Below are 21,959 nucleotides of genomic sequence, written 5' to 3' on the forward strand. Positions count from 1 at the left end.
GAGAAAAGAGGTCTTACATCAGAGGTCGAATAAGTGAAGTGCGAGGGGAGTCTTATGTCAGTAAAGTCAGATAGTCGACATTTGTATTTACGAGTGATTGACCACATTAAAGAAAAGATTAAAAACGGGGTGTATAAAGAGAAGCAAAAGCTACCATCCGAATTTGATCTAGCAAAGGAGTTAGGCGTCAGTAGAGCGACATTACGAGAAGCACTTCGAATCTTAGAAGAAGAAAATGTTGTTATTCGTAGGCACGGTGTAGGGACGTTTGTAAATGCAAAACCTTTGTTTTCTTCAGGTATTGAGCAATTATCTAGTATTACAGATATGATTGCTAGTGTAGGGAAAACGCCAGGTACAGTATTTTTATCATCATCAATCGGTAATTTAACAGAAGAAGAAAAAGAGAAATTTCATAGTGAAGATGATTTTGAAACAGTTATAATTGAACGCGTTCGTACAGCAGATGGGGAACCTGTTGTATATTGTGTTGATAAGTTGCCAAAAGAGGTTCTTCCTGATTTATCAGAATACAAAGAAGAATCATTACTTACTGTTATTCATAAAAACACAAATAAACGCATTACGTATGCTGTTGCTCATATTGAACCGCTTGGTTATCATTCGAAGATATCACCTATTTTAGAGTGCGAGCCAGAAACAGCACTACTTGTATTAAAGCAAATGCACTATGATCAAAATGATGAACCGATTTTATATTCTACTAACTATTTCCGAGCAGATAAATTTAGCTTTCATGTGTTAAGAAAACGGATGTAAAGTGTTTCCTTTTAGGGAGGTGACAGCAAGGAAACGGGGACATGGTTATATAAATAGAATTACATATTTTAGGAGGGGTTTCTAGTATGAAGAAAAAAGCTGGAATTTTATTATCCTTAACATTAGCGGCAAGTACAATTTTAGGAGCTTGCGGTAACACGAATAAGGAAAGTGACAAAAAAGAGGGAAAAGAAAGTAAAGACTTTAAGGTTGGTATGGTTACAGACGTTGGGGGAGTAGATGATAAATCATTTAACCAATCTGCTTGGGAAGGTTTAACGAAGTTTGGTAAGGATAGTAAATTGAAAGAAAACGAAGGATATCGTTATCTTCAATCTGCTAAGGAATCTGATTATGTTCCTAACTTAACAAAGTTTGCAGAAACAAATTACAACTTAACATTCGGAATTGGATTCTTAATGCAAAAATCAATTGAAAAAGTAGCAGACCAATTTCCGAAAAGTCAATTCGCACTTGTTGATGCAGTAGCGGACAAAAAGAACGTAACAAGCATTGTATTTAAAGACCATGAAGGTTCTTTCCTTGTTGGGGTAGTTGCAGCAATGACAACGAAATCAAATAAAGTTGGTTTTATCGGTGGTGTAAAAAGCCCGTTAATTGAAAAGTTTGAATCTGGTTTTAAAGCTGGGGTAAAAGCTGTAAATCCAAACATTGAAGTTGTAGCTCAATATGCGGAAGCATTTGATAAACCAGAAAAAGGGTCTGTATTAGCTTCTGCAATGTATGGCCAAGGCGTTGACGTAATTTATCATGCATCTGGTGCAACTGGTAACGGTGTATTTACAGAAGCGAAAAACCGTAAGAAAAAAGGTGAAAATGTTTGGGTAATCGGCGTTGACCGTGACCAAAACCAAGAAGGTATGCCAGAAAATGTAACATTAACTTCAATGGTAAAACGTGTTGATGTTGCAGTAGAAAAAGTTTCACAAGAAGCGAAAGATGGCAAGTTAACAGGCGGTAAAACAGAAGAGTTTGGTTTAAAAGATGACGGTATCGGGATTGCAAAAACAACTGATAACGTGAAAAAAGTAAATCCAGAGATTTTAACAAAAGTAGAAGAGTATAAAAAGAAAATCATAGACGGTGAAATTAAAGTACCATCTACTCCAGAAGAGTACAAAACATACGAGGCTTCTCTTAAAAAATAATGTTAGAGAAATAGCAAAGGTTAGTTCTTAGAACTAACCTTTGTACATATAAAGAACTTTGTCCTGTCAAGGAGGAATAATATGGAATACGTAATTGAGATGAACAATATTACAAAAGTATTCCCGGGGATTGTAGCGAATGATAATATCACGCTGCAAGTGAAACAGGGAGAAATTCATGCTTTACTTGGAGAAAATGGTGCTGGAAAATCGACACTTATGAATGTTTTGTTTGGATTGTATCAACCAGAACAAGGAGAAATTAAAATTAAAGGGCAGCCTGTGAAAATTACAAATCCGAATGTGGCGAATGACCTCGGGATTGGAATGGTACATCAGCACTTTATGCTTGTTCATAATTTTACAGTCACAGAAAATATTATTCTAGGAAATGAACCGAAGAAAAACGGTAAAATTGCTATTGATGAAGCGGCGAAAGAAATTAAAAAATTATCTGAGCAATACGGATTAGCGGTAGACCCATATGCGAAAATAGAAGATATTTCTGTTGGAATGCAACAACGTGTAGAAATTTTGAAAACGCTCTATCGCGGGGCGGAGATTTTAATTTTTGATGAACCTACAGCTGTATTAACGCCGCAGGAGATTCAAGAGCTTATTCATATTATGAAAAAGCTTGTACAAGAAGGGAAATCTATTATTCTTATTACACATAAGTTGAAAGAAATTATGGAAGTGTGTAATCGTTGTACAATTATTCGTAAGGGAAAAGGAATTGGTACGGTAGACGTTGCAAATACAGATGAAAACAAGCTTGCAGAATTGATGGTCGGACGTCAAGTGAATTTTAAAACTGAAAAGTCAGACGCCAAACCACGTGAAGATGTACTTAAGATTTCTAATCTTGTTGTGCACGACGCACGTCAGTTACCTGCCGTAAAAGGACTTGACTTAACTGTTCGTGCAGGAGAGATTGTTGGTATTGCAGGAATCGATGGAAATGGACAAAGTGAATTAATAGAAGCGATTACTGGTTTACGAAAAGTTGAGTCAGGCTCTATTACGCTAAGAGAGAAGGACGTGACGAATTGGCCGGTTAGGCGCATTACAGAAGAAGGCGTTGGACATATTCCAGAAGATCGTCATAAACATGGGCTCGTTCTTGATTTTTCTATTGGAGATAATATGGTACTTCAAACATATTATAAAAATCCGTATTCCAAAAAAGGTGTTTTGAATTTTTCGAAAGTATATGAAAAAGCAAAGTCGTTAATTCAACAGTTTGATGTTCGTACACCGAGTGAGCATACACCGGCACGGGCGTTATCTGGAGGAAACCAGCAAAAGGCAATTATTGCTCGTGAGGTGGACCGTGATCCAGATTTATTGATTGCTGCACAGCCAACACGCGGTTTAGATGTCGGGGCAATTGAATTTATTCATAAAAAGCTAATTGAACAGCGTGATAAAGAAAAAGCAGTTCTGTTGCTTTCATTAGAGCTTGATGAAATTTTAAATGTAAGTGACCGCATCGCTGTTATTTATGAAGGGAAAATTGTGGACATTGTGAATGCAAAAGAAACAAATGAACAACAGCTAGGTCTATTAATGGCTGGGGGAAAGAAGAAAGAGAAGGTGAATACAAATGGCTAAAAAGTTTTTAACGGAGCGAACGATTAATATTTTAGTACCTGTATTATCCGTTATTTTTGGTTTACTTGTTGGAGCCATTGTTATGATTACGAGCGGATACGACCCAATCGCCGGTTATGCTGCATTATGGGATGGAATGGTTGGAAATCCACGTGCGATAGGAGAAACACTTCGAACGATGATTCCACTTGTTCTTGCAGGTTTATCAGTAGCATTTGCGTTTCGTACCGGATTGTTTAATATCGGGGTAGAAGGACAACTATTAGTTGGATGGCTTGCTGCTGTTTGGTTTGGTTATGGTGTTTCCCTGCCAGCCTTTCTACATATCCCATTATCGATATTAGTTGCAGCCCTTGCTGGCGGACTATGGGGATTTATTCCTGGATATTTAAAAGGGAAATTCAAGGTAAACGAAGTTATCGTTACAATTATGATGAACTATATCGCACTTTATGTAACTTATGATATTATTAAACGATTTTTACATGAAGGAAATGAAAAATCCTATGATATACAAGCGAGTGCTTCTCTAGCTTCTTCTTGGTTATCGTCTTTAACAGGAGGTTCTCGCCTTCACTGGGGAATTATTGTAGCAATTATTATGGCAATTATTATGTGGTTTTTATTAGAACGAACAACATTAGGTTATGAACTCAAATCAGTTGGATTTAACCAACATGCCTCTAAATATGCAGGGATGAAAGTGTCGCGTAATGTTGTACTGTCAATGACAATTGCTGGTGCATTTGCTGGAATTGGCGGTGCGATGGAGGGGCTGGGAACATTCCAAAGCATGACAGCGATGTCTTCTTTTACAGGAATAGGATTTGATGGTATTGCTGTTGCTCTTCTTGGTGCGAATAATGCATTTGGTATCTTGTTATCAGCACTTTTGTTTGGCGGACTGAAAAGTGCCGCGCCGCAAATGAACTTTGAAGCGAATGTTCCATCTGAACTAATTAATGTCATTATTGCGTGTATTATTTTCTTTGTAGCATGTAGCTACATTTTGAGATGGGCACTTTCTCGTTTTAGCAAGGAGGGGAAATAAATGAGTTTCCTAGATATTGTAGCCATTCTTGTCACAGGCACGTTATATACGGCGGCACCGCTTATTTTTACAGCGCTTGGAGGCGTGTTTAGTGAACGTTCTGGTGTTGTTAACATTGCATTAGAAGGTTTCATGTTATTTGGTGCGTTTATTGGTGTTGTTACAACTTTATTAATGGGTGATACATGGGGAGCGATGACACCGTGGATTGCGCTTATTTTTGCAGCAATTGGCGGGGGATTATTTGCACTTCTTCATGCAGTTGCATCGATTACATTCCGTGCTGATCAAGTAGTTAGCGGCGTAGCAATTAACTTTTTATCATTAGGAGTAACAGTGTTTGCAATTAAAAAGATTTTCGGAAAAGGTCAAACTGATTTTATTAAATACCGTATTGAAAAAATTGACATTCCCGGCCTGTCTGATATTCCAGTTATTGGGAAAATATTCTTTTCCGATGTGCCACTAACGTCTTATATTGCCATTGTTTTAGCATTTGTTGTTTGGTATGTGATTTATAAAACACCATTTGGTTTACGGTTACGTGCAGTTGGGGAGCATCCGATGGCAGCTGATACAATGGGAATTAACGTATATAAAATGCGTTATGTTGCAGTTTGTATATCAGGTATGTTTGCAGGTGTCGGTGGTGCTGTATTTGCAACATCTATTTCAAATAATTTTTCGGGTGCTACAATTACAGGACAAGGATTTTTAGCGTTAGCGGCCATGATTTTTGGAAAATGGCATCCAATTGGGGCCTTAGGTGCAGCGTTATTTTTCGGATTTGCACAATCACTTGGCGTCACAGGTGGTACAATTCCAGTTTTAGATCAAATTCCAAGTGTCTTTCTAACGATATTGCCATATGTATTAACAATTTTTGCACTTGTCGGTTTTGTTGGACGTTCCGAAGCCCCAAAAGCAATTGGAACACCATATGAAAAAGGGAAACGATAAAAGCTTGCACATTAGTGCAAGCTTTTTTACATACAATAACGTTAATACATGAGAAAAGTTGCAATTTCTTTTGTGAAAACTGTATATTGAAGAAGAAAATTCCTTTTTAGAGGAGGTTTACCAATGGAGCTTATAAAACAAGAAACACATGAATTAGGTGGATTACGCGTACATATGATTCCAACAGACAAGTATAAAACGAATACTTTTGTATTGCGCTTGAAGGCGCCGTTATGTGAAGAAACAGTAACGGCACGGGCATTACTTCCTTATGTATTACAAAGTGCTACAGAAACACACCCATCTGTTATTCGTGTTCGTCAATACTTAGAGGAGTTATATGGCTCTTCATTAGCTGTAGATGTAAGTAAAAAAGGTGAAGATCATGTTATTTCTATTTATATAGACATTGCCAATGAAATGTATTTACAAGAGGCACCGCCACTCTTTGAAAAAGCGCTTGCTATGCTTGCTGATATTTTATTAAAACCAGCCACAGAAGGAAATGGTTTTCTACAAACGATTGTGGAAAGTGAGAAACGTGCACTTGTGCAGCGTATTGAATCTACGTTTGATGATAAAATGCGTTATGCTAATGAACGTCTCGTTGAAGAAATGTGTAAAGTAGAGCCGTATCGCTTAAGTGCCAATGGTCAAAAAGAGCGTGTTTCTGCTATTACAAGTGAAACGTTGTATCAATATTATAAAAAAGTCTTAGAAGAAGATGAAATGGATTTATATATTATAGGTGATATTGAAGAAGGGGCTCTTGACCTTGTGAAACAGTATTTCTCTATTTCTACACGTAAGCCGAAAGAAAGAAATGTACTATTGCATAAGAAAAGTGAAGAAGAGCAAGAAGTTGTAGAAAAACAAGAACTAAAACAAAGTAAATTGAATATTGGATACCGCACATATATTACGTATCGTGACGAAGACTATTTTGCATTGCAGTTATTTAATGGGTTGTTTGGTGGTTTTTCACATTCAAAATTATTCGTTAATGTACGTGAGAAAAACAGTTTGGCATACTATGCAGCCTCTCGTTATGAAAGTCACAAAGGATTGCTGTTCGTAATGTCTGGAATTGAGGGCAAAAATTATGAGAAAGCTGTTACGATTATTAAAGAACAAATGACAGCAATGCAAAAGGGTAATTTTACTGATGAGGAAATCATGCAAACAAAAAGTGTAATTAAAAATCAAATTTTAGAGACAATTGATACGCCGCGCGGTCTTGTGGAACTTCTGTATCATGAAGTAATTGCAAATTATGAACGCCCTGTAGGAGAATGGTTAACAGAGATTGAACAGGTAACGAAAGAGGCAATCGTTAAAGTGGCTAATAATATTCAGTTAGATACAATTTATTTCTTACACGGGACGGAGGGTGTTTAAGATGGAAAGAATCGTTTACGAACAATTAAAAGAAACGCTATATTACGAAAAACTTTCGAATGGTTTAGAAGTATATATCCTTCCGAAGCAAGGCTTTAATAAAACATATGCAACATTTACGACAAAGTATGGTTCTATTGATAATGCGTTTGTGCCGCTTGGAAAAGATGAGATGCTCCGTGTACCGGATGGAATTGCACATTTTTTAGAGCATAAATTATTTGAAAAAGAGGACCATGATGCGTTTCAATTATTTAGTAAACAAGGAGCTTCTTCAAACGCATTCACATCTTTCACAAGAACTGCATATTTATTTTCTTGTACTTCAAATGTGGAAACAAACTTAGAAACATTGTTGGATTTCGTGCAAGAACCATACTTTTCTGAACAAACGGTTGAGAAAGAGAAGGGAATTATCAGTCAAGAAATTCAAATGTATCAAGATAATGCTGATTGGCGTTTATATTTTGGGTTGATTGACAGTTTATATAGGAAACACCCAGTAAAGATTGATATCGCCGGAACAATTGATTCTATTAGCGGAATTACGAAAGATTTACTGTATGAGTGCTATCATACATTTTATCACCCAAGCAATATGTTATTATTTATTGTCGGTCCTATTGATCCAGAAAAGACAATGAATTTAGTGCGTGAAAATCAAGCGAAGAAAGATTATACTGCTCAATCTGAAATTGTTCGCTCTTTTGATGAAGAACCAGAACAAGTAAATGAGAAAAAAATGGTTATTACAATGCCGGTACAAACACCAAAATGTTTAGTTGGTGTGAAAACAAAGGACTTAAAGCAAGAAGGAAAAGACTTGCTGAAACAAGAAATTGCTTTAACGCTTCTGTTGGATTATTTATTTGGAAAAGGTTCTACTCATTATGAAGCATTATATAATGAAGGTTTAATTGATGATACATTTTCGTACGATTATACAGAAGAAAGCAGTTTCGGTTTTGCAATGATTGGCGGAGATACGAAACAACCGGATGAATTAGCGAAGCAGATCAGTAATATTTTATTGCAAACAAATTATGATGAGTTATGTGGCGAAACGTTAGAGCGTGTAAAAAAGAAGAAAATAGGAGGTTTTTTACGTTCGTTAAATTCACCAGAATATATTGCAAATCAATTTACACGCTATGCATTTAACCGCTCTAGTTTATTTGATGCATTATCTGTTTTGGAAAGTTTATCGGTTGAAGATTTACAAACGGCCGCGAAGAGCTTTTTAAAAGAAGAACGATTAAGTGTTTGCCAAGTTCTTCCAAAAAAATGATGTAGTAGAGAGAGGAAAAGAATGAAGAAATATGCATTAGTTACCGGGGGAAGTGGAGGAATCGGTTCTGCCGTTGTAAGGCGGTTAGTGAAAGATGGGTATACGGTATATGTCCATTATAACCAAAGTGAAAAGAAAGTTCGGGAGCTACAATTTGAACTAAAAGATATAATTCCAGTTCAAGCTAATTTATCAGAAGCGGATAGCGCTGAGCATCTATGGTCTCAAATTCACCATCCAATTGATACTATAGTATATGCAGCTGGAAAAAGTATCTTTGGATTAACGACAGACATTACAGACACACAATTAACTGAGATGGTAGAGCTGCAAGTGAAGAATGTATATAAACTTGTTTCATCTGCACTGCCCTCAATGATTCGAAATCGGTGTGGAAATATTGTTATTATCTCCTCCATATGGGGACAAATAGGTGCTTCATGTGAAGTGTTGTATTCTATGGTAAAAGGAGCGCAAAATTCGTACGTAAAAGCTTTGGCAAAAGAAGTTGCACTCAGCGGTGTACGAGTAAATGCTGTTTCTCCTGGTGCAATTGAAACAGAGATGCTATGTGTGTTTTCGGATGAAGAAAAGAAAGATATTGCTGAAGAAATTCCGCTTGGACGATTAGGAATGGCAGAAGAAGTTGCAAATACGGTAGCGTTTGTAGTTTCTCCTCAAGCATCTTATATAACAGGTCAAATTATTGGAGTTAATGGGGGCTGGCATTGTTAACAATTACCAAAGTAAGGAATGTTGTATTGCGCTTTCTGTTCATACATAAAAAAGGACAGAATAGCAAATAGTAAACATGACTCCATTACTTTATAGTGAGGTGCTAAACGATGTCAGTATTAGATAACTTTGAACAATGGAAAGGCTTTTTAGGAGAGCGTTTAGATCAAGCGCAAGGAAAAGGGTTAGATGGCGGCGCGATTAATGACATGGCTTATCGCATTGGTGATTATTTAGCAAATGAAGTAGAAGCGCGTAATGACCAAGAAAAATTATTGATGGAGCTTTGGAAGGTTGCAGATGAGCAAGAGCAACATACAATCGCAAGCTTAATGGTAAAAATGGTAAAACATAAGTAATAAAAAAGGGAGGAGGAATCCTCCCTTTTTTGTCGATGTTGAAAATCTCTAGATTAAATCGAGTTCTATTATACATTTCGCTTTCCTATTAGGAGAAAATCATATAATATAGTACGTAGGTGTAAAGTAAGCAAGGGGAGTGTCATCAGATGATTGAATGGTATTTTGAGTATGAAATACATAAAAACCGACCTGGCTTGCTTGGTGACGTTTCTTCGTTAATCGGTATGCTTGGTATTAATATTGTAACAATTAATGGGGTAGACAACGCTAGGCGTGGACTATTGTTAATGTGCGATAATCAAGAACAAATTTCTAGACTTGAATCAATTCTAAATACGATGGATAATATAACCGTAACGAAATATCGTTCACCGAAGCTTCGTGATCGGTTAGCGGTTCGACATGGAAGGTATATACAGCGAGATGCGGACGATAAGAAAACATTTCGTTTTGTTCGTGATGAACTAGGTTTGCTTGTGGATTTTATGGCGGAACTCATGAAAAAAGAAGGCCATAAATTAATTGGAATTCGCGGAATGCCGCGCGTTGGAAAAACAGAGTCTATTGTTGCGGCGAGTGTTTGTGCGAATAAACGGTGGCTTTTTGTATCATCGACTCTCATTAAACAAACGGTACGTAGTCAATTAATTGAAGATGAATATAATGATAATAATATCTTTATTTTAGATGGAATCGTTTCAACGAAGCGCGCGAATGAACGACACTGGCAACTTGTTCGCGAAATTATGAGATTGCCAGCGACAAAGGTTGTAGAGCATCCAGATATATTTGTGAGTCAGTCAGAATATACCCTTGATGATTTTGATTACATTATTGAGTTACGAAATGATTACGATGAAGAAATTCAATACAACCTAGTAGATGAAATTGAACAAGGAAATCAAAATAATTTTTCCATGTTTGACTTTTAAAGAAATATTGAGGTGTTAGCATTGACGGAATTAGGACAAAAGCTGAAAGAAGCACGAGAACAGAAAGGTTTTTCCATCGATCAGCTGCAAGAAGTTACAAAAATTCAAAAACGTTATTTGATTAGTATCGAAGAAGGAAATTTCAGTATATTGCCTGGGGATTTTTACGCGCGTGCCTTTATAAAGCAATATGCAGAAGCGGTCGGTCTTAATGGAGAGGCAGTATTAGAAGAGTATAAACATGAGATACCACAGTCAGTTTCTCAAGATGTTCCGCAAATTTCAAGAGGACAAAAAACGCAGGAAACTGTACAAAGAGCAACTTCAGCACCGATTGCAGATCATATGCCTAAAATTTTAATTACAGTGCTTATCATTGCAATTGGTGTTGCAATTTGGTTTGTTTTCCGATTTGTATCAAACAAAGACAGCGGCCAAGTAAAACAAGTACAAAGTGCACAAACAGAAGTAGAGAAAGCGAAAAATTCGCCTCTTGATCAAAAGAAAGACGATCAAAAGAAAGAAGGGGAAACTCAACAACCGCAGCAACAACAACCAGCTACGGCTCAAGCAGAGATTAAGTTTGTTGAGACAAAAAAGAATGTATCTACATTAGAACTTCGTAATAACAAAGCTTTTAAATTGGAGATTACTGCAAAAGGTACAAGTTATGTAGATATTAAAGACGAAAATAATAATGAACTATATAAAGGTACTTTAACAGAAGGACAAACACAACAACAGGATTTATGGTCAAAAAATGTTGTGCGGTTAAACATTGGTAGTGCTCCAAATGTTGAAATTAAAATTAATGGGCAAGTCGTTGCTTTCCCCATTAATCCAGAAGACACGTATCATCAAATTTGGGTGATTAAAAACTTAGGAGAACAACCTGCGCAATAATAGTCATCGTTCCGATGACTTTTTTCAATGCACAAACCGTTTTTGACATGATGGAGGAATAGCTGTGAATTTACCAAATAAAATTACTGTATCAAGAATTTGCTTAATTCCTATATTTTTAATTATTATGCTGGTTCCATTTGATTGGGGTGCATACACAATTGGAAATGTAGAATTGCCAATTCAGCACTTAGCTGGAGCTATCGTTTTTATTATTGCTTCTGCTACAGATTGGATTGATGGGCATTTAGCAAGAAAACATAATCTTGTAACGAACCTAGGGAAATTTTTAGATCCTTTGGCGGATAAATTATTGGTATCTGCAGCATTAATTACGCTTGTAGATTTACATTTTGTATCAACTTGGATAGCAGTTGTTATTATTAGTAGAGAATTTGCCGTTACGGGCTTACGTCTCGTATTAGCTGGCACTGGGGAAGTGTCGGCTGCAAAAATGCCTGGGAAAATTAAAATGTGGATGCAAGTTATTGCAATTTCTGCGTACTTGTTGCATGATGTTCCATTCAATTTAATTCATATTCCAATTGCAGAAATTTCAATATGGATTGCGCTTATTTTTACGATTATTTCAGGATGGGATTATTTCTGGAAAAATAGAGAGGTTTTTGTCAATTCGAAATAACGGCTTATGGGGGAATAGCAGATGAATGCAGAGATTATCGCGGTTGGTACAGAGTTATTGCTTGGACAAATTGCGAATACGAATGCCAAATTTTTATCAGAAAAGCTGGCAGCTATCGGAATTGATGTATACTATCACACTGTTGTAGGAGATAACAATAATCGCTTGCGTCAAGCAATTGAAATTGCTCAAAAACGTGCAGATATATTGATTTTTACAGGTGGATTAGGACCAACAAAAGACGATTTAACGAAAGAAACAATTGCTTCTTCTCTGCAGGAAGAGCTTGTATATGATGAAGTAGCGCTCGCTTCAATTGCTCACTATTATAAACGAACAGGAAGAGAGTTTACGGAAAATAATAAAAAACAAGCTCTTGTTTTAAAGGGTTCAACTGTGTTTGCCAATGATCATGGTATGGCTCCAGGGATGGGATTATGCAAAGATAACAAGGTGTATATTTTACTTCCGGGACCACCTAAAGAAATGAATCCAATGTATACAAGTTATGTAGAAACTTGGCTACTTCCTTTTACATCGGGTGAGAATCTATATTCTCGTACTCTTCGATTCTTTGGAATTGGGGAATCGCAATTAGAAGCAACGATTCAAGACTTAATAGATGCTCAAACGAATCCAACGATTGCTCCCCTTGCTTCTGAAGGAGAAGTAACGCTTCGTTTAACTGCAAAGCACCACGATGCAAAAGAGGCTGAAACGCTAATAAATGATATAGAAGAGTTGATTTTACAAAGAGTCGGACAATTTTTTTATGGATATAATCAAGATCTTCTTCATAAAAAAGCAATTACCTTGTTAAAACGAAAAAGTTTGACGGTTGCATGTGCTGAAAGTTTAACAGGTGGATTATTTGGTGATTGTATTACCGAAGTTGCTGGTGTTTCTTCTGTGTTTACAGGCGGCATAATTTGTTATAGCAATGATGTAAAGCAGCGTATTTTACATGTTCCAGAAGAGATTTTACAAATAGATGGAGCTGTTAGTGAAGCATGTGCTCGTCATCTTGCGGAAAATGTGAAAAAAATTATGCAAGCCAATATCGGAATTAGTTTTACTGGAGTAGCTGGGCCAGATGCTTCCGAAGGGAAAGAGCCAGGGACAGTATTTATTGGATTAGCAATGGATGAACAGCCGACGATTGTTATTCCGCTTGTATTAAGTGGAAGTCGCCAGCAAATTCGTGAACGAACTGTCAAATATGGATTTTATCATCTGTATAAGAAGCTAGAAGAGATGTAAGTCTCTTCTAGCTTCTATTATTTTATCCCTTATGAACGGACAGTGAGACCCCCAGCTCAAGATTTAGAGAAAAGTGAAGAAGCTAGGCAGAGGATAATTGTCCGTAAAAGCCCGATTAAGCGGGCTTTCCATCAATATGTGATAAAGAAAAGTCCACTGATGGAAGTTTCACTTTATATAGAAAAATAAAGGTTTTCATCTACTGGAAAATAATAAAACGAATAAATGTTCGATTTTTTGTTGGCATAATGGAAAGAAAATATTATAATAAGGTTAGCAATTAAGTTAAGGAGGAATTTTTGAATGAGCGATCGTCAAGCGGCATTAGATATGGCGTTAAAACAAATAGAAAAACAATTCGGTAAAGGCTCTATTATGAAACTAGGAGAGCAAGCGGAACGAAAGATTTCTACTGTACCAAGTGGTTCGTTAGCACTTGATGTTGCCCTTGGAGTAGGTGGTTATCCACGTGGCCGTATTATTGAAATTTATGGACCTGAAAGTTCAGGTAAAACAACGGTTTCCTTACATGCGATTGCAGAGGTACAACGCCAAGGTGGACAAGCGGCGTTTATTGATGCAGAACATGCTATGGATCCTGTATATGCACAAAAACTAGGTGTTAACATTGATGAATTACTATTATCTCAGCCAGACACGGGAGAACAAGGGTTAGAAATTGCAGAGGCATTAGTGCGAAGCGGTGCAATTGATATTATTGTTATTGACTCTGTAGCAGCACTTGTTCCAAAAGCGGAGATTGAGGGAGAAATGGGTGACTCTCACGTCGGTTTACAAGCACGTTTAATGTCACAAGCTCTTCGTAAATTATCTGGTGCGATTAACAAGTCAAAAACAATTGCTATCTTTATTAACCAAATTCGTGAAAAAGTTGGAGTTATGTTTGGAAATCCAGAAACAACTCCAGGTGGTCGTGCGTTGAAATTCTATTCAACAGTACGTCTTGAAGTGCGTCGTGCCGAGCAGTTAAAGCAAGGTAATGACATTGTCGGTAATAAAACAAAAATTAAAGTAGTAAAAAATAAAGTAGCACCTCCTTTCCGCGTAGCAGAAGTTGATATTATGTACGGAGAAGGGATTTCAAGAGAAGGCGAAATTTTAGATATGGCTTCTGAGCTTGATATCGTTCAAAAGAGCGGAGCTTGGTACTCTTATAATGAAGAACGCTTAGGACAAGGGCGTGAAAATGCGAAGCAATTTTTAAAAGAAAATCCAGAAGTTACAGATGAAATTGCATTCTTTATTCGTGAGCATCATGGTATTGGTGAAGAAGCGGCAGCTGGAAGCGTAGAAGATATGAATCTTCTTAATGATTAAAAGACACGGTTTCGTGTCTTTTATTTTTTATCATAGGCAAAGAAAGTAAAAGTAGACAACGCTTGACAATGAAAATAGCGGTAGATACAATGATAATGTATATTTTTTCTTGTAATATATACGATACACTCTTCTCAAGAAGAGAAGTAACATTCGGATAGGACTTATACTCTCCGAAATAAGCATATGTCTATTTTAATTGTGAAATGAAGAAAGTCCCTTGAAAAGGCGGGACGACAGTCATTGCTGTACGTTGCAAGTGCAAACAATGTACATCCATGCAGTCTTTTTTCATTCATAGCAAGAGGAGGTGAAATTATGAGTAATGTAGCTTGGATACTCATCTCCATTTTGCTGGCCATCGTCAGTGCAGTTGTTGGATTTTTTGTTCGAAAGTCCATTGCAGAAGCGAAGATTAACGGTGCGGCCAATGAAGCGAAGCGTATTGTAGAAGATGCAAATCGTCAAGCAGAAGCACTGAAAAAAGAAGCGCTGTTAGAAGCAAAGGATGAAATTCATACACTTCGTACAGAAGCGGAATTAGAAATTCGTGACCGAAGAAGCGAGTTACAAAAACAAGAAAATCGTTTAATGCAAAAAGAAGAGAACCTTGATCGAAAAGACGAATCGCTTGAGAAAAGTCAACAATTGTTAGAGAAGAAAGAGGAATCTCTTGTAGTAAGACAACAGCAGATTGAAGATTTGGAAAGCAAAGTGGGAGAGTTAGTACAAAAACAGCAAGATGAATTAGAGCGTATTTCTAGCCTAACACGTGAGCAAGCAAGAGCCATTATCCTAGAAAAAGTTGAAAATGAAGTTTCGCATGAAATCGCTGTTATGGTAAAAGAAACTGAAGTACGTGCAAAAGAAGAAGCAGATAAGAAAGCGAAAGAGATTTTATCTTTAGCTATGCAAAGATGTGCTGCTGATCACGTTGCTGAAACTACGGTTTCAGTTGTAAATCTTCCAAATGACGAGATGAAGGGACGTATTATCGGACGTGAAGGTCGTAATATTCGTACGCTAGAAACGTTAACAGGGATTGATTTAATCATCGATGATACACCAGAAGCGGTAATCTTATCAGGCTTTGACCCAATTCGTCGTGAAACTGCTCGTATTGCTCTTGATAAACTTGTACAAGACGGACGTATTCACCCGGCACGTATTGAAGAAATGGTTGAAAAATCAAGACGTGAAGTGGATGAGTATATTCGTGAAGTTGGAGAACAAACGACTTTTGAAGTAGGAGTACACGGTTTACACCCAGATTTAATTAAGATTTTAGGTCGTTTGAAATTTAGAACAAGCTACGGTCAAAATGTCTTAAAGCACTCTATGGAAGTTGCTTACTTAGCTGGTTTAATGGCAGCTGAACTTGGTGAAGACGAAAAACTTGCTCGTCGTGCTGGCTTATTACATGACATTGGAAAAGCAATCGACCATGAGGTTGAAGGCAGCCACGTTGAAATCGGTGTTGAGCTTGCGACAAAATATAAAGAACATCCTGTTGTTATCAATAGTATTGCATCTCACCATGGCGATACGGAACCGACTTCTATCATTGCAGTTCTTGTAGCAGCGGCAGACGCACTGTCAGCAGCAAGACCTGGGGCACGAAGTGAGACACTTGAAAATTATATTCGTCGTCTTGAAAAGCTTGAAGAGATTTCTGAGTCTTATGAAGGTGTTGAGAAATCCTATGCGATTCAAGCTGGACGTGAAGTTCGTATCTTAGTGAAACCAGATACAATTGATGATTTAGAGGCTCATCGTTTAGCACGTGACATTCGAAAACGTATTGAAAATGAACTAGATTATCCAGGGCATATTAAAGTTACTGTTATTCGTGAAACACGTGCAGTTGAATACGCAAAATAAAGTGGTGGTGTTACACCACTTTATTTTTTTGTTCCGGAAATGGACACAATATAGAAAAACTGTAGAATCGGAAATGATTTATGAAATAAGATAATGAGAGTAAGTCTGTATTTTTTATAAATTGGGTTTACAGATTTGGAACATAAACTACGAAGTATAGATGGAAAGGGTAAGAAATATGAGAATTTTATTTGTTGGGGATGTAGTGGGCTCACCAGGAAGAAAAATGATTCAAGATTACGTGCCTGCATTAAAGAAAAAATATTCACCTACAGTTACGATTATTAACGGAGAAAATGCCGCAGGTGGACGTGGCATTACAGAGAAAATTTATCGTAACTTTTTAGAGTGCGGTGCCCAGGCAGTTACACTTGGAAACCATGCATGGGATAACCGCGAAATTTTTGAATTTATTGATGATGCAAAGTATCTTGCAAGGCCAGCAAATTTCCCGGAAGGAACACCAGGAAAAGGGCTTATTTTTGTAAACTGTAATGGTAAAGAAGTTGCAGTGATTAATTTACAAGGCCGCACATTCCTTCCGCCAATCGATTGTCCATTCCGTAAAGTGGATGAATTGATTAAGATTGCGAAAAAGCGTACAAACATTATTTTTATTGATTTTCATGCTGAAACAACGAGTGAAAAGCAAGCGCTTGGTTGGTATGTAGATGGACGTGCTACAGTAGTTGTTGGAACACATACGCATGTTCCGACTGCGGATAATCGCATCTTACCCGAGGGAACGGCTTATATTACAGATGTTGGTATGACAGGTCCATATGATGGGATTTTAGGGATGGATCGCGAAGCGGTATTGAAGAAGTTTTTAACAAATCTTCCAGTACGATTTGAAGTGACGAATGGAAGAACACAGTTAAGTGCTGTGTTAATTGATGTGGATCCAAATACAGGAAAAGCTAAGAAAATTGATCGTATTTTAATTAATGATGATCAGCCGTTTTTTGAATAAAAAAACAAAAATTAGAAAAGAAAATATATTTTAACTTTTTAGAAAAATTACAGAATTTTAGCAGGAATATGAGTCATTGCTCGTGAATATAAGTTAAAAGTGAATTCAATCGCTAATACTTTTTTAAGAAACGAGGAGGAAACGAGCAATGGAAATATTAAAAGTTAAAGCAACTTCGGTACCTAATTCTGTAGCTGGTGCACTTGCTGGAGTTATTCGTGAGCGTGGTTCAGCAGAGATGCAAGCAATCGGCGCAGGTGCATTGAATCAAGCTGTGAAGGCAGTAGCAATTGCGAGAGGATTTGTAGCGCCGAGTGGTGTGGACTTGATTTGTATCCCAGCTTTCACAGATATTATGATTGATGGTGAAGAACGCACAGCGATTAAATTAATTGTAGAGCCTCGTTAAATAGGATGACCTGTTTGCATTTGCAAACAGGTCATTTTTATCCCGTTATTTGCAAACCTAGCCAAAAGTTCAGCAAAAAGCAAAGAAGATAGATGAGGAGAACTTTTGGGATATACATGATTGTTTCAACTAATAATCAGTGGGACTGAAAAAAATCTTCAATGATTAAAGTTTCACTTTACCGTTTTTCTGTAAGAAGCAGACTGAATAGTAAATGAGATTGGTTTTAGAAGAAGGGACGAAGAACATTGGAAATTTTTGATGCGCATTGTGATGTGTTATGGCAGTTATGGATGGGAAAAGGAAAAAGATCTTTTCAAAATGATTCGTTTTTACATATTACGTATGATCAGTTAAAACAAAAGGGCGGCAGTGTTCAGTGTTTCGCCATTTATGTGCCGGAAGAAGTGCCATATGGACAGCGATTTGCAGTTGCATTAGAGATGGTAAATATATTTCACGAACAAATTTTAACGTTGCCAAATATAAAGTGTATCAGGACAAAAGAAGATATTCAGGGATTAGGAAAAGATGAAATTGGAGCGCTTTTAACTTTAGAAGGATGCGATGCAATTGGAAATGAATTAGAGAAGCTGATAACGTTGTATCACCTTGGTGTTCGTTCTGTTGGACTTACTTGGAACTATGCGAATTTAGTTGCTGACGGCGCATTAGAGTCTCGAAACGGTGGTCTAACGCTGTTTGGGAAAAAAGTAGTGGCTGAGTTAAATCGTTACAAATTATGGACAGATGTTTCACATCTGTCAGAGAAAGGATTCTGGGATGTGATGGAACTTGCAAATCACCCCATTGCCTCTCATTCGAATAGTTACGAGTTATGTCAGCATCCAAGAAACTTAACGAATGAACAAATAAAAGCATTAATCCAAAAAGATGGAATGATTGGGATAACATTTGTACCGATGTTTTTAGCTGCAAATAAGTCTGTTTGTATTGATGATATACTGCGCCATATTGAGCATGTATGTATGCTTGGTGGAGAAAAGAATGTTGGATTTGGATCAGATTTTGATGGAATAACAGAAACAGTGGTACATGTACAACGATATGAGCATTATGAAAATGTTATAAATGAATTATTAAAACGATATAAAGAGGAACAAGTGAACAATTTCACATATCGTAATTTTATACACCATATTTCATTTTAAGTTTTTATTATACAAAAGATTATAGAAGGAAAGAATAAATATTAGAAAATTTAAAAAATATACAATAAAATTGTATCAAATTCTTGCATTTTTACTGTGGTAGAGCTAGAATTGTAAACGAATTAGGATTATATAAAACTTTTACTGAAATCAGAAGAGGTATAATTTGTGTCCATTGTAGTTTCTTAGCTCGAAAAGTGCTAAACTAGTACTGTAAAAAAATACACTACAATGTATGAAGCTAAAGGGGTGTAGGAGATGATTAGTCAACTTTCATGGAAAGTTGGAGGACAACAAGGTGAAGGAATTGAAAGTACAGGAGAAATCTTCTGTATTGCATTAAACCGATTAGGTTATTATCTATATGGTTATCGCCACTTTTCATCACGAATTAAAGGTGGTCATACAAATAATAAAATTCGCGTAAGTACAACAGAAGTACGAGCAATATCGGATGATTTAGATATCTTAATTGCGTTTGATCAAGAAACAATTGACTTTAACTTCCACGAACTACGTCCTGGTGGGATTGTTGTTGCAGATGCAAAATTCAATCCAAGTATTCCGGAGGGAACCGATGTAACTTTATATGCGATTCCGTTTACGGATATTGCCTCTGAACTTGGTACATCTTTAATGAAAAACATGGTTGCGGTTGGAGCGTCTAGTGCTGTATTAGGATTAGACGAGAATGTATATTTAGAAGTTGTTGATGAAATCTTCGGTCGTAAAGGAGAGCAAGTTGTTCAGAAGAACATGGAAGCAATTAAACGCGGCTCTCAATATATGAAAGAATTGCTTGGCGAAAAAGTAAACGTGATGCAGCTAGAAAAAGCAGATGGAAAAAAACGCATGTTTATGATTGGAAACGATGCAATCGCATTTGGTGCAGTAGCTGGTGGTGCTCGTTTTATGTCTGCTTATCCAATTACGCCTGCTTCAGAAATTATGGAATACTTAATTAAGAAGCTTCCAAAAGTAGGAGGAACTGTCATTCAAACTGAAGATGAAATCGCTGCTTGTACGATGGCAATTGGTGCAAACTATGCTGGTGTACGTACATTAACAGCGTCAGCAGGTCCTGGTTTATCTCTAATGATGGAAGCAATTGGTTTAGCTGGGATTACAGAAACACCGCTTGTTATCATTGATACACAACGTGGTGGACCAAGTACCGGCTTACCAACAAAACAAGAACAATCTGATTTAATGGCAATGATTTATGGTACACATGGTGAGATTCCGAAAATCGTCATGGCACCAAGTACTGCTGAAGAAGCGTTCTATGATATTGTGGAAGCATTTAACTTAGCGGAAGAATATCAAGTTCCTGTAATCTTTTTAACAGATTTACAGCTTTCTTTAGGTAAACAAACAGTAGAACCACTTCAATTAGAAAAGGTTGAAATTCGCCGTGGTAAACTTGATTTACATGCGGAGTTACCGGAGCGTGAAAATAAAGCATACTTCAAACGTTATGAAGTAACAGAAGATGGTATTTCACCACGTGTTGTACCTGGTATGAAAAATGGTATTCACCATGTAACAGGCGTAGAGCATGATGAAACAGGTAAACCATCAGAGTCAGCACTTAACCGGAAAGCACAAATGGACAAACGTTTCCGTAAAATGGAAAAAATTAAATTTAATACCCCTGTGTACAAAAATGCCAAATATGACGACGCTGATGTATTATTAGTAGGCTTTAACTCAACTCGTGGTGCAATTGAAGAAGCGATGGAGCGTTTAGAGCAAGAAGGATTAAAAGTAAACCATGCTCATGTTCGCTTAATTCATCCGTTCCCAACAAGTGAAATGTTGCCACTTGTGAAGAGTGCAAAACGTGTTGTCGTTGTAGAAAACAATGCAACTGGACAGCTTACTAATATTATGAAGATGAATCTTGGCTACGGCGAGAAAATTTCTAGTCTGTTAAAATATGACGGAAATCCATTCTTACCGAAAGAAATTTACAACGAATGCAAAAAAGGGGTTGTTTTAAATGGCAACATTTAAGGACTTTCGTAATAGTGTAAAGCCAAACTGGTGTCCAGGTTGTGGGGACTTCTCAGTGCAAGCGGCAATTCAACGTGCGGCTGCAAATGTAGGTTTGAATCCTGATGAATTAGCGGTTATTTCTGGTATCGGATGCTCTGGTCGTATCTCTGGTTATATTAATTCTTACGGTGTTCATAGTATTCATGGACGTGCCCTTCCAATTGCACAAGGTGTAAAAATGGCAAATCGTGATTTAACAGTTATCGCCTCTGGTGGTGACGGTGACGGCTTTGCAATTGGTATGGGACATACGATTCATTCTATTCGTCGTAATATTGATATTACGTACATTGTTATGGATAACCAAATTTACGGTTTAACAAAAGGGCAAACTTCTCCTCGTAGTGAAGCTGGCTTTAAAACAAAAAGTACGCCGCAAGGATCGATTGAGCCAGCGTTATCTGTAATGGAGATGGCATTAACTGCTGGAGCAACGTTCGTAGCACAAAGTTTCTCTAGTGACTTAAAAGAATTAACACAGCTGATCGAAGCTGGTATTCAACATAAAGGGTTCTCTCTAATTAACGTATTTAGTCCATGTGTAACATACAATAAGGTAAATACGTATGATTGGTTTAAAGACAATTTAACAAAACTTAGCGAAGTAGAAGGATATAATCCATCTAATCGCATGGTTGCTATGCAAACATTAATGGAAAACAAAGGTTTAGTAACAGGTTTGATCTATCAAAATACAGAGCAGCCTTCTTACCAGGAGCTTGTAAAAGGATATAGTGAAAAACCATTAACTCATGCTGATTTGCAAATGGACCAAAAAATGTTTGATGAACTTGTAGCTGAGTTTATGTAATATATGAAAGACTATCGAAAATTCGATAGTCTTTTCTAATATAAAAATATGATAAAGAATTTTTGTAATGTAGCGTACTTTCTTTACTATGAAAATTCAGAATGATAAAATAATAAACAAGAGTTACATTATATACGAGCTCTTCTCATCCCCTTAGTATCAGGCAAAATCGTTCATGAATGCAAGGCCTCTCTATTGTTTAATTTGACTGAACGCTTTATA

The 21,959-nt window shown here is 36.9% G+C and carries 20 protein-coding genes; all 20 read left to right on the forward strand.

What is annotated here, in order from left to right:
* Positions 1-54: 54 nt before the first annotated feature.
* The 20 genes from ACFQZ1_RS20345 (at position 55) to ACFQZ1_RS20440 (ending at position 21,737) form a co-directional block, all read left to right on the forward strand.
* On the forward strand, positions 55-780 hold the full coding sequence (locus ACFQZ1_RS20345; protein WP_377883984.1) for a GntR family transcriptional regulator: 726 nt from the start codon (positions 55-57) through the stop codon (positions 778-780).
* A gap of 86 nt (positions 781-866) precedes the next feature.
* Positions 867-1,949: a BMP family lipoprotein gene (locus tag ACFQZ1_RS20350; protein WP_377883985.1), complete on the forward strand. Its 1,083-nt coding sequence runs from the start codon at positions 867-869 to the stop codon at positions 1,947-1,949.
* 81 nt (positions 1,950-2,030) lie between these two features.
* The gene (locus ACFQZ1_RS20355) at positions 2,031-3,563 is read left to right on the forward strand and encodes an ABC transporter ATP-binding protein (protein ID WP_377883986.1); all 1,533 of its coding nucleotides are present in this window, start codon (positions 2,031-2,033) and stop codon (positions 3,561-3,563) included.
* A complete protein-coding gene (locus ACFQZ1_RS20360) occupies positions 3,556-4,614 on the forward strand; it encodes an ABC transporter permease (protein WP_377883987.1) in 1,059 nt (352 codons plus the stop codon). Before ACFQZ1_RS20355 ends, ACFQZ1_RS20360 begins: the two co-directional genes overlap by 8 nt.
* Positions 4,615-5,574, forward strand: a complete 960-nt coding sequence (locus tag ACFQZ1_RS20365) for an ABC transporter permease (RefSeq protein ID WP_377883988.1) — start codon at positions 4,615-4,617, stop codon at positions 5,572-5,574. It abuts the gene before it with no gap.
* A 123-nt stretch (positions 5,575-5,697) separates the two neighbouring features.
* The gene (gene yfmF, locus ACFQZ1_RS20370) at positions 5,698-6,972 is read left to right on the forward strand and encodes an EF-P 5-aminopentanol modification-associated protein YfmF (protein WP_377883989.1); all 1,275 of its coding nucleotides are present in this window, start codon (positions 5,698-5,700) and stop codon (positions 6,970-6,972) included.
* A 1-nt stretch (position 6,973) separates the two neighbouring features.
* Entirely contained in the window at positions 6,974-8,260 is a 1,287-nt protein-coding gene (yfmH, locus tag ACFQZ1_RS20375) for an EF-P 5-aminopentanol modification-associated protein YfmH (protein WP_377883990.1), read from the forward strand.
* Positions 8,261-8,281: 21 nt separating this feature from the next.
* A complete protein-coding gene (gene ymfI, locus ACFQZ1_RS20380) occupies positions 8,282-8,995 on the forward strand; it encodes an elongation factor P 5-aminopentanone reductase (RefSeq protein ID WP_377883991.1) in 714 nt (237 codons plus the stop codon).
* A gap of 110 nt (positions 8,996-9,105) precedes the next feature.
* On the forward strand, positions 9,106-9,354 hold the full coding sequence (locus tag ACFQZ1_RS20385) for a DUF3243 domain-containing protein (RefSeq protein ID WP_377883992.1): 249 nt from the start codon (positions 9,106-9,108) through the stop codon (positions 9,352-9,354).
* Between the two features lie 149 nt (positions 9,355-9,503).
* Entirely contained in the window at positions 9,504-10,289 is a 786-nt protein-coding gene (locus tag ACFQZ1_RS20390) for a DUF3388 domain-containing protein (RefSeq protein ID WP_377883993.1), read from the forward strand.
* Positions 10,290-10,310: 21 nt separating this feature from the next.
* Positions 10,311-11,192 carry a helix-turn-helix domain-containing protein gene (locus ACFQZ1_RS20395; RefSeq protein WP_377884157.1) on the forward strand — a complete coding sequence of 294 codons (882 nt, stop codon included), beginning with the start codon at positions 10,311-10,313 and terminating at the stop codon, positions 11,190-11,192.
* 64 nt (positions 11,193-11,256) lie between these two features.
* Positions 11,257-11,835, forward strand: coding sequence for a CDP-diacylglycerol--glycerol-3-phosphate 3-phosphatidyltransferase (pgsA, locus tag ACFQZ1_RS20400; RefSeq protein WP_336483085.1), 579 nt, complete (start codon positions 11,257-11,259; stop codon positions 11,833-11,835).
* A 21-nt stretch (positions 11,836-11,856) separates the two neighbouring features.
* On the forward strand, positions 11,857-13,095 hold the full coding sequence (locus ACFQZ1_RS20405) for a competence/damage-inducible protein A (protein WP_377883994.1): 1,239 nt from the start codon (positions 11,857-11,859) through the stop codon (positions 13,093-13,095).
* Positions 13,096-13,398: 303 nt separating this feature from the next.
* The gene (gene recA, locus ACFQZ1_RS20410; RefSeq protein WP_377883995.1) at positions 13,399-14,433 is read left to right on the forward strand and encodes a recombinase RecA; all 1,035 of its coding nucleotides are present in this window, start codon (positions 13,399-13,401) and stop codon (positions 14,431-14,433) included.
* Between the two features lie 318 nt (positions 14,434-14,751).
* Positions 14,752-16,314: a ribonuclease Y gene (rny, locus tag ACFQZ1_RS20415; RefSeq protein ID WP_377883996.1), complete on the forward strand. Its 1,563-nt coding sequence runs from the start codon at positions 14,752-14,754 to the stop codon at positions 16,312-16,314.
* A 178-nt stretch (positions 16,315-16,492) separates the two neighbouring features.
* The gene (locus tag ACFQZ1_RS20420) at positions 16,493-17,287 is read left to right on the forward strand and encodes a TIGR00282 family metallophosphoesterase (RefSeq protein ID WP_377883997.1); all 795 of its coding nucleotides are present in this window, start codon (positions 16,493-16,495) and stop codon (positions 17,285-17,287) included.
* A gap of 148 nt (positions 17,288-17,435) precedes the next feature.
* Positions 17,436-17,696, forward strand: a complete 261-nt coding sequence (gene spoVS / locus ACFQZ1_RS20425) for a stage V sporulation protein SpoVS (RefSeq protein WP_020059065.1) — start codon at positions 17,436-17,438, stop codon at positions 17,694-17,696.
* Positions 17,697-17,944: 248 nt separating this feature from the next.
* Positions 17,945-18,868 (forward strand): dipeptidase, encoded by a 924-nt coding sequence (locus ACFQZ1_RS20430; protein ID WP_377883998.1) that lies wholly within the window; start codon positions 17,945-17,947, stop codon positions 18,866-18,868.
* Between the two features lie 258 nt (positions 18,869-19,126).
* Positions 19,127-20,884: a 2-oxoacid:acceptor oxidoreductase subunit alpha gene (locus ACFQZ1_RS20435; protein ID WP_377883999.1), complete on the forward strand. Its 1,758-nt coding sequence runs from the start codon at positions 19,127-19,129 to the stop codon at positions 20,882-20,884.
* A complete protein-coding gene (locus ACFQZ1_RS20440) occupies positions 20,871-21,737 on the forward strand; it encodes a 2-oxoacid:ferredoxin oxidoreductase subunit beta (RefSeq protein ID WP_377884000.1) in 867 nt (288 codons plus the stop codon). Before ACFQZ1_RS20435 ends, ACFQZ1_RS20440 begins: the two co-directional genes overlap by 14 nt.
* Positions 21,738-21,959 lie beyond the last annotated feature (222 nt).

The organism is Bacillus sp. CGMCC 1.60114, assembly GCF_042676365.1.
GTDB classification, from domain to species: Bacteria; Bacillota; Bacilli; order Bacillales; family Bacillaceae_G; genus Bacillus_A; species Bacillus_A rhizoplanae_A.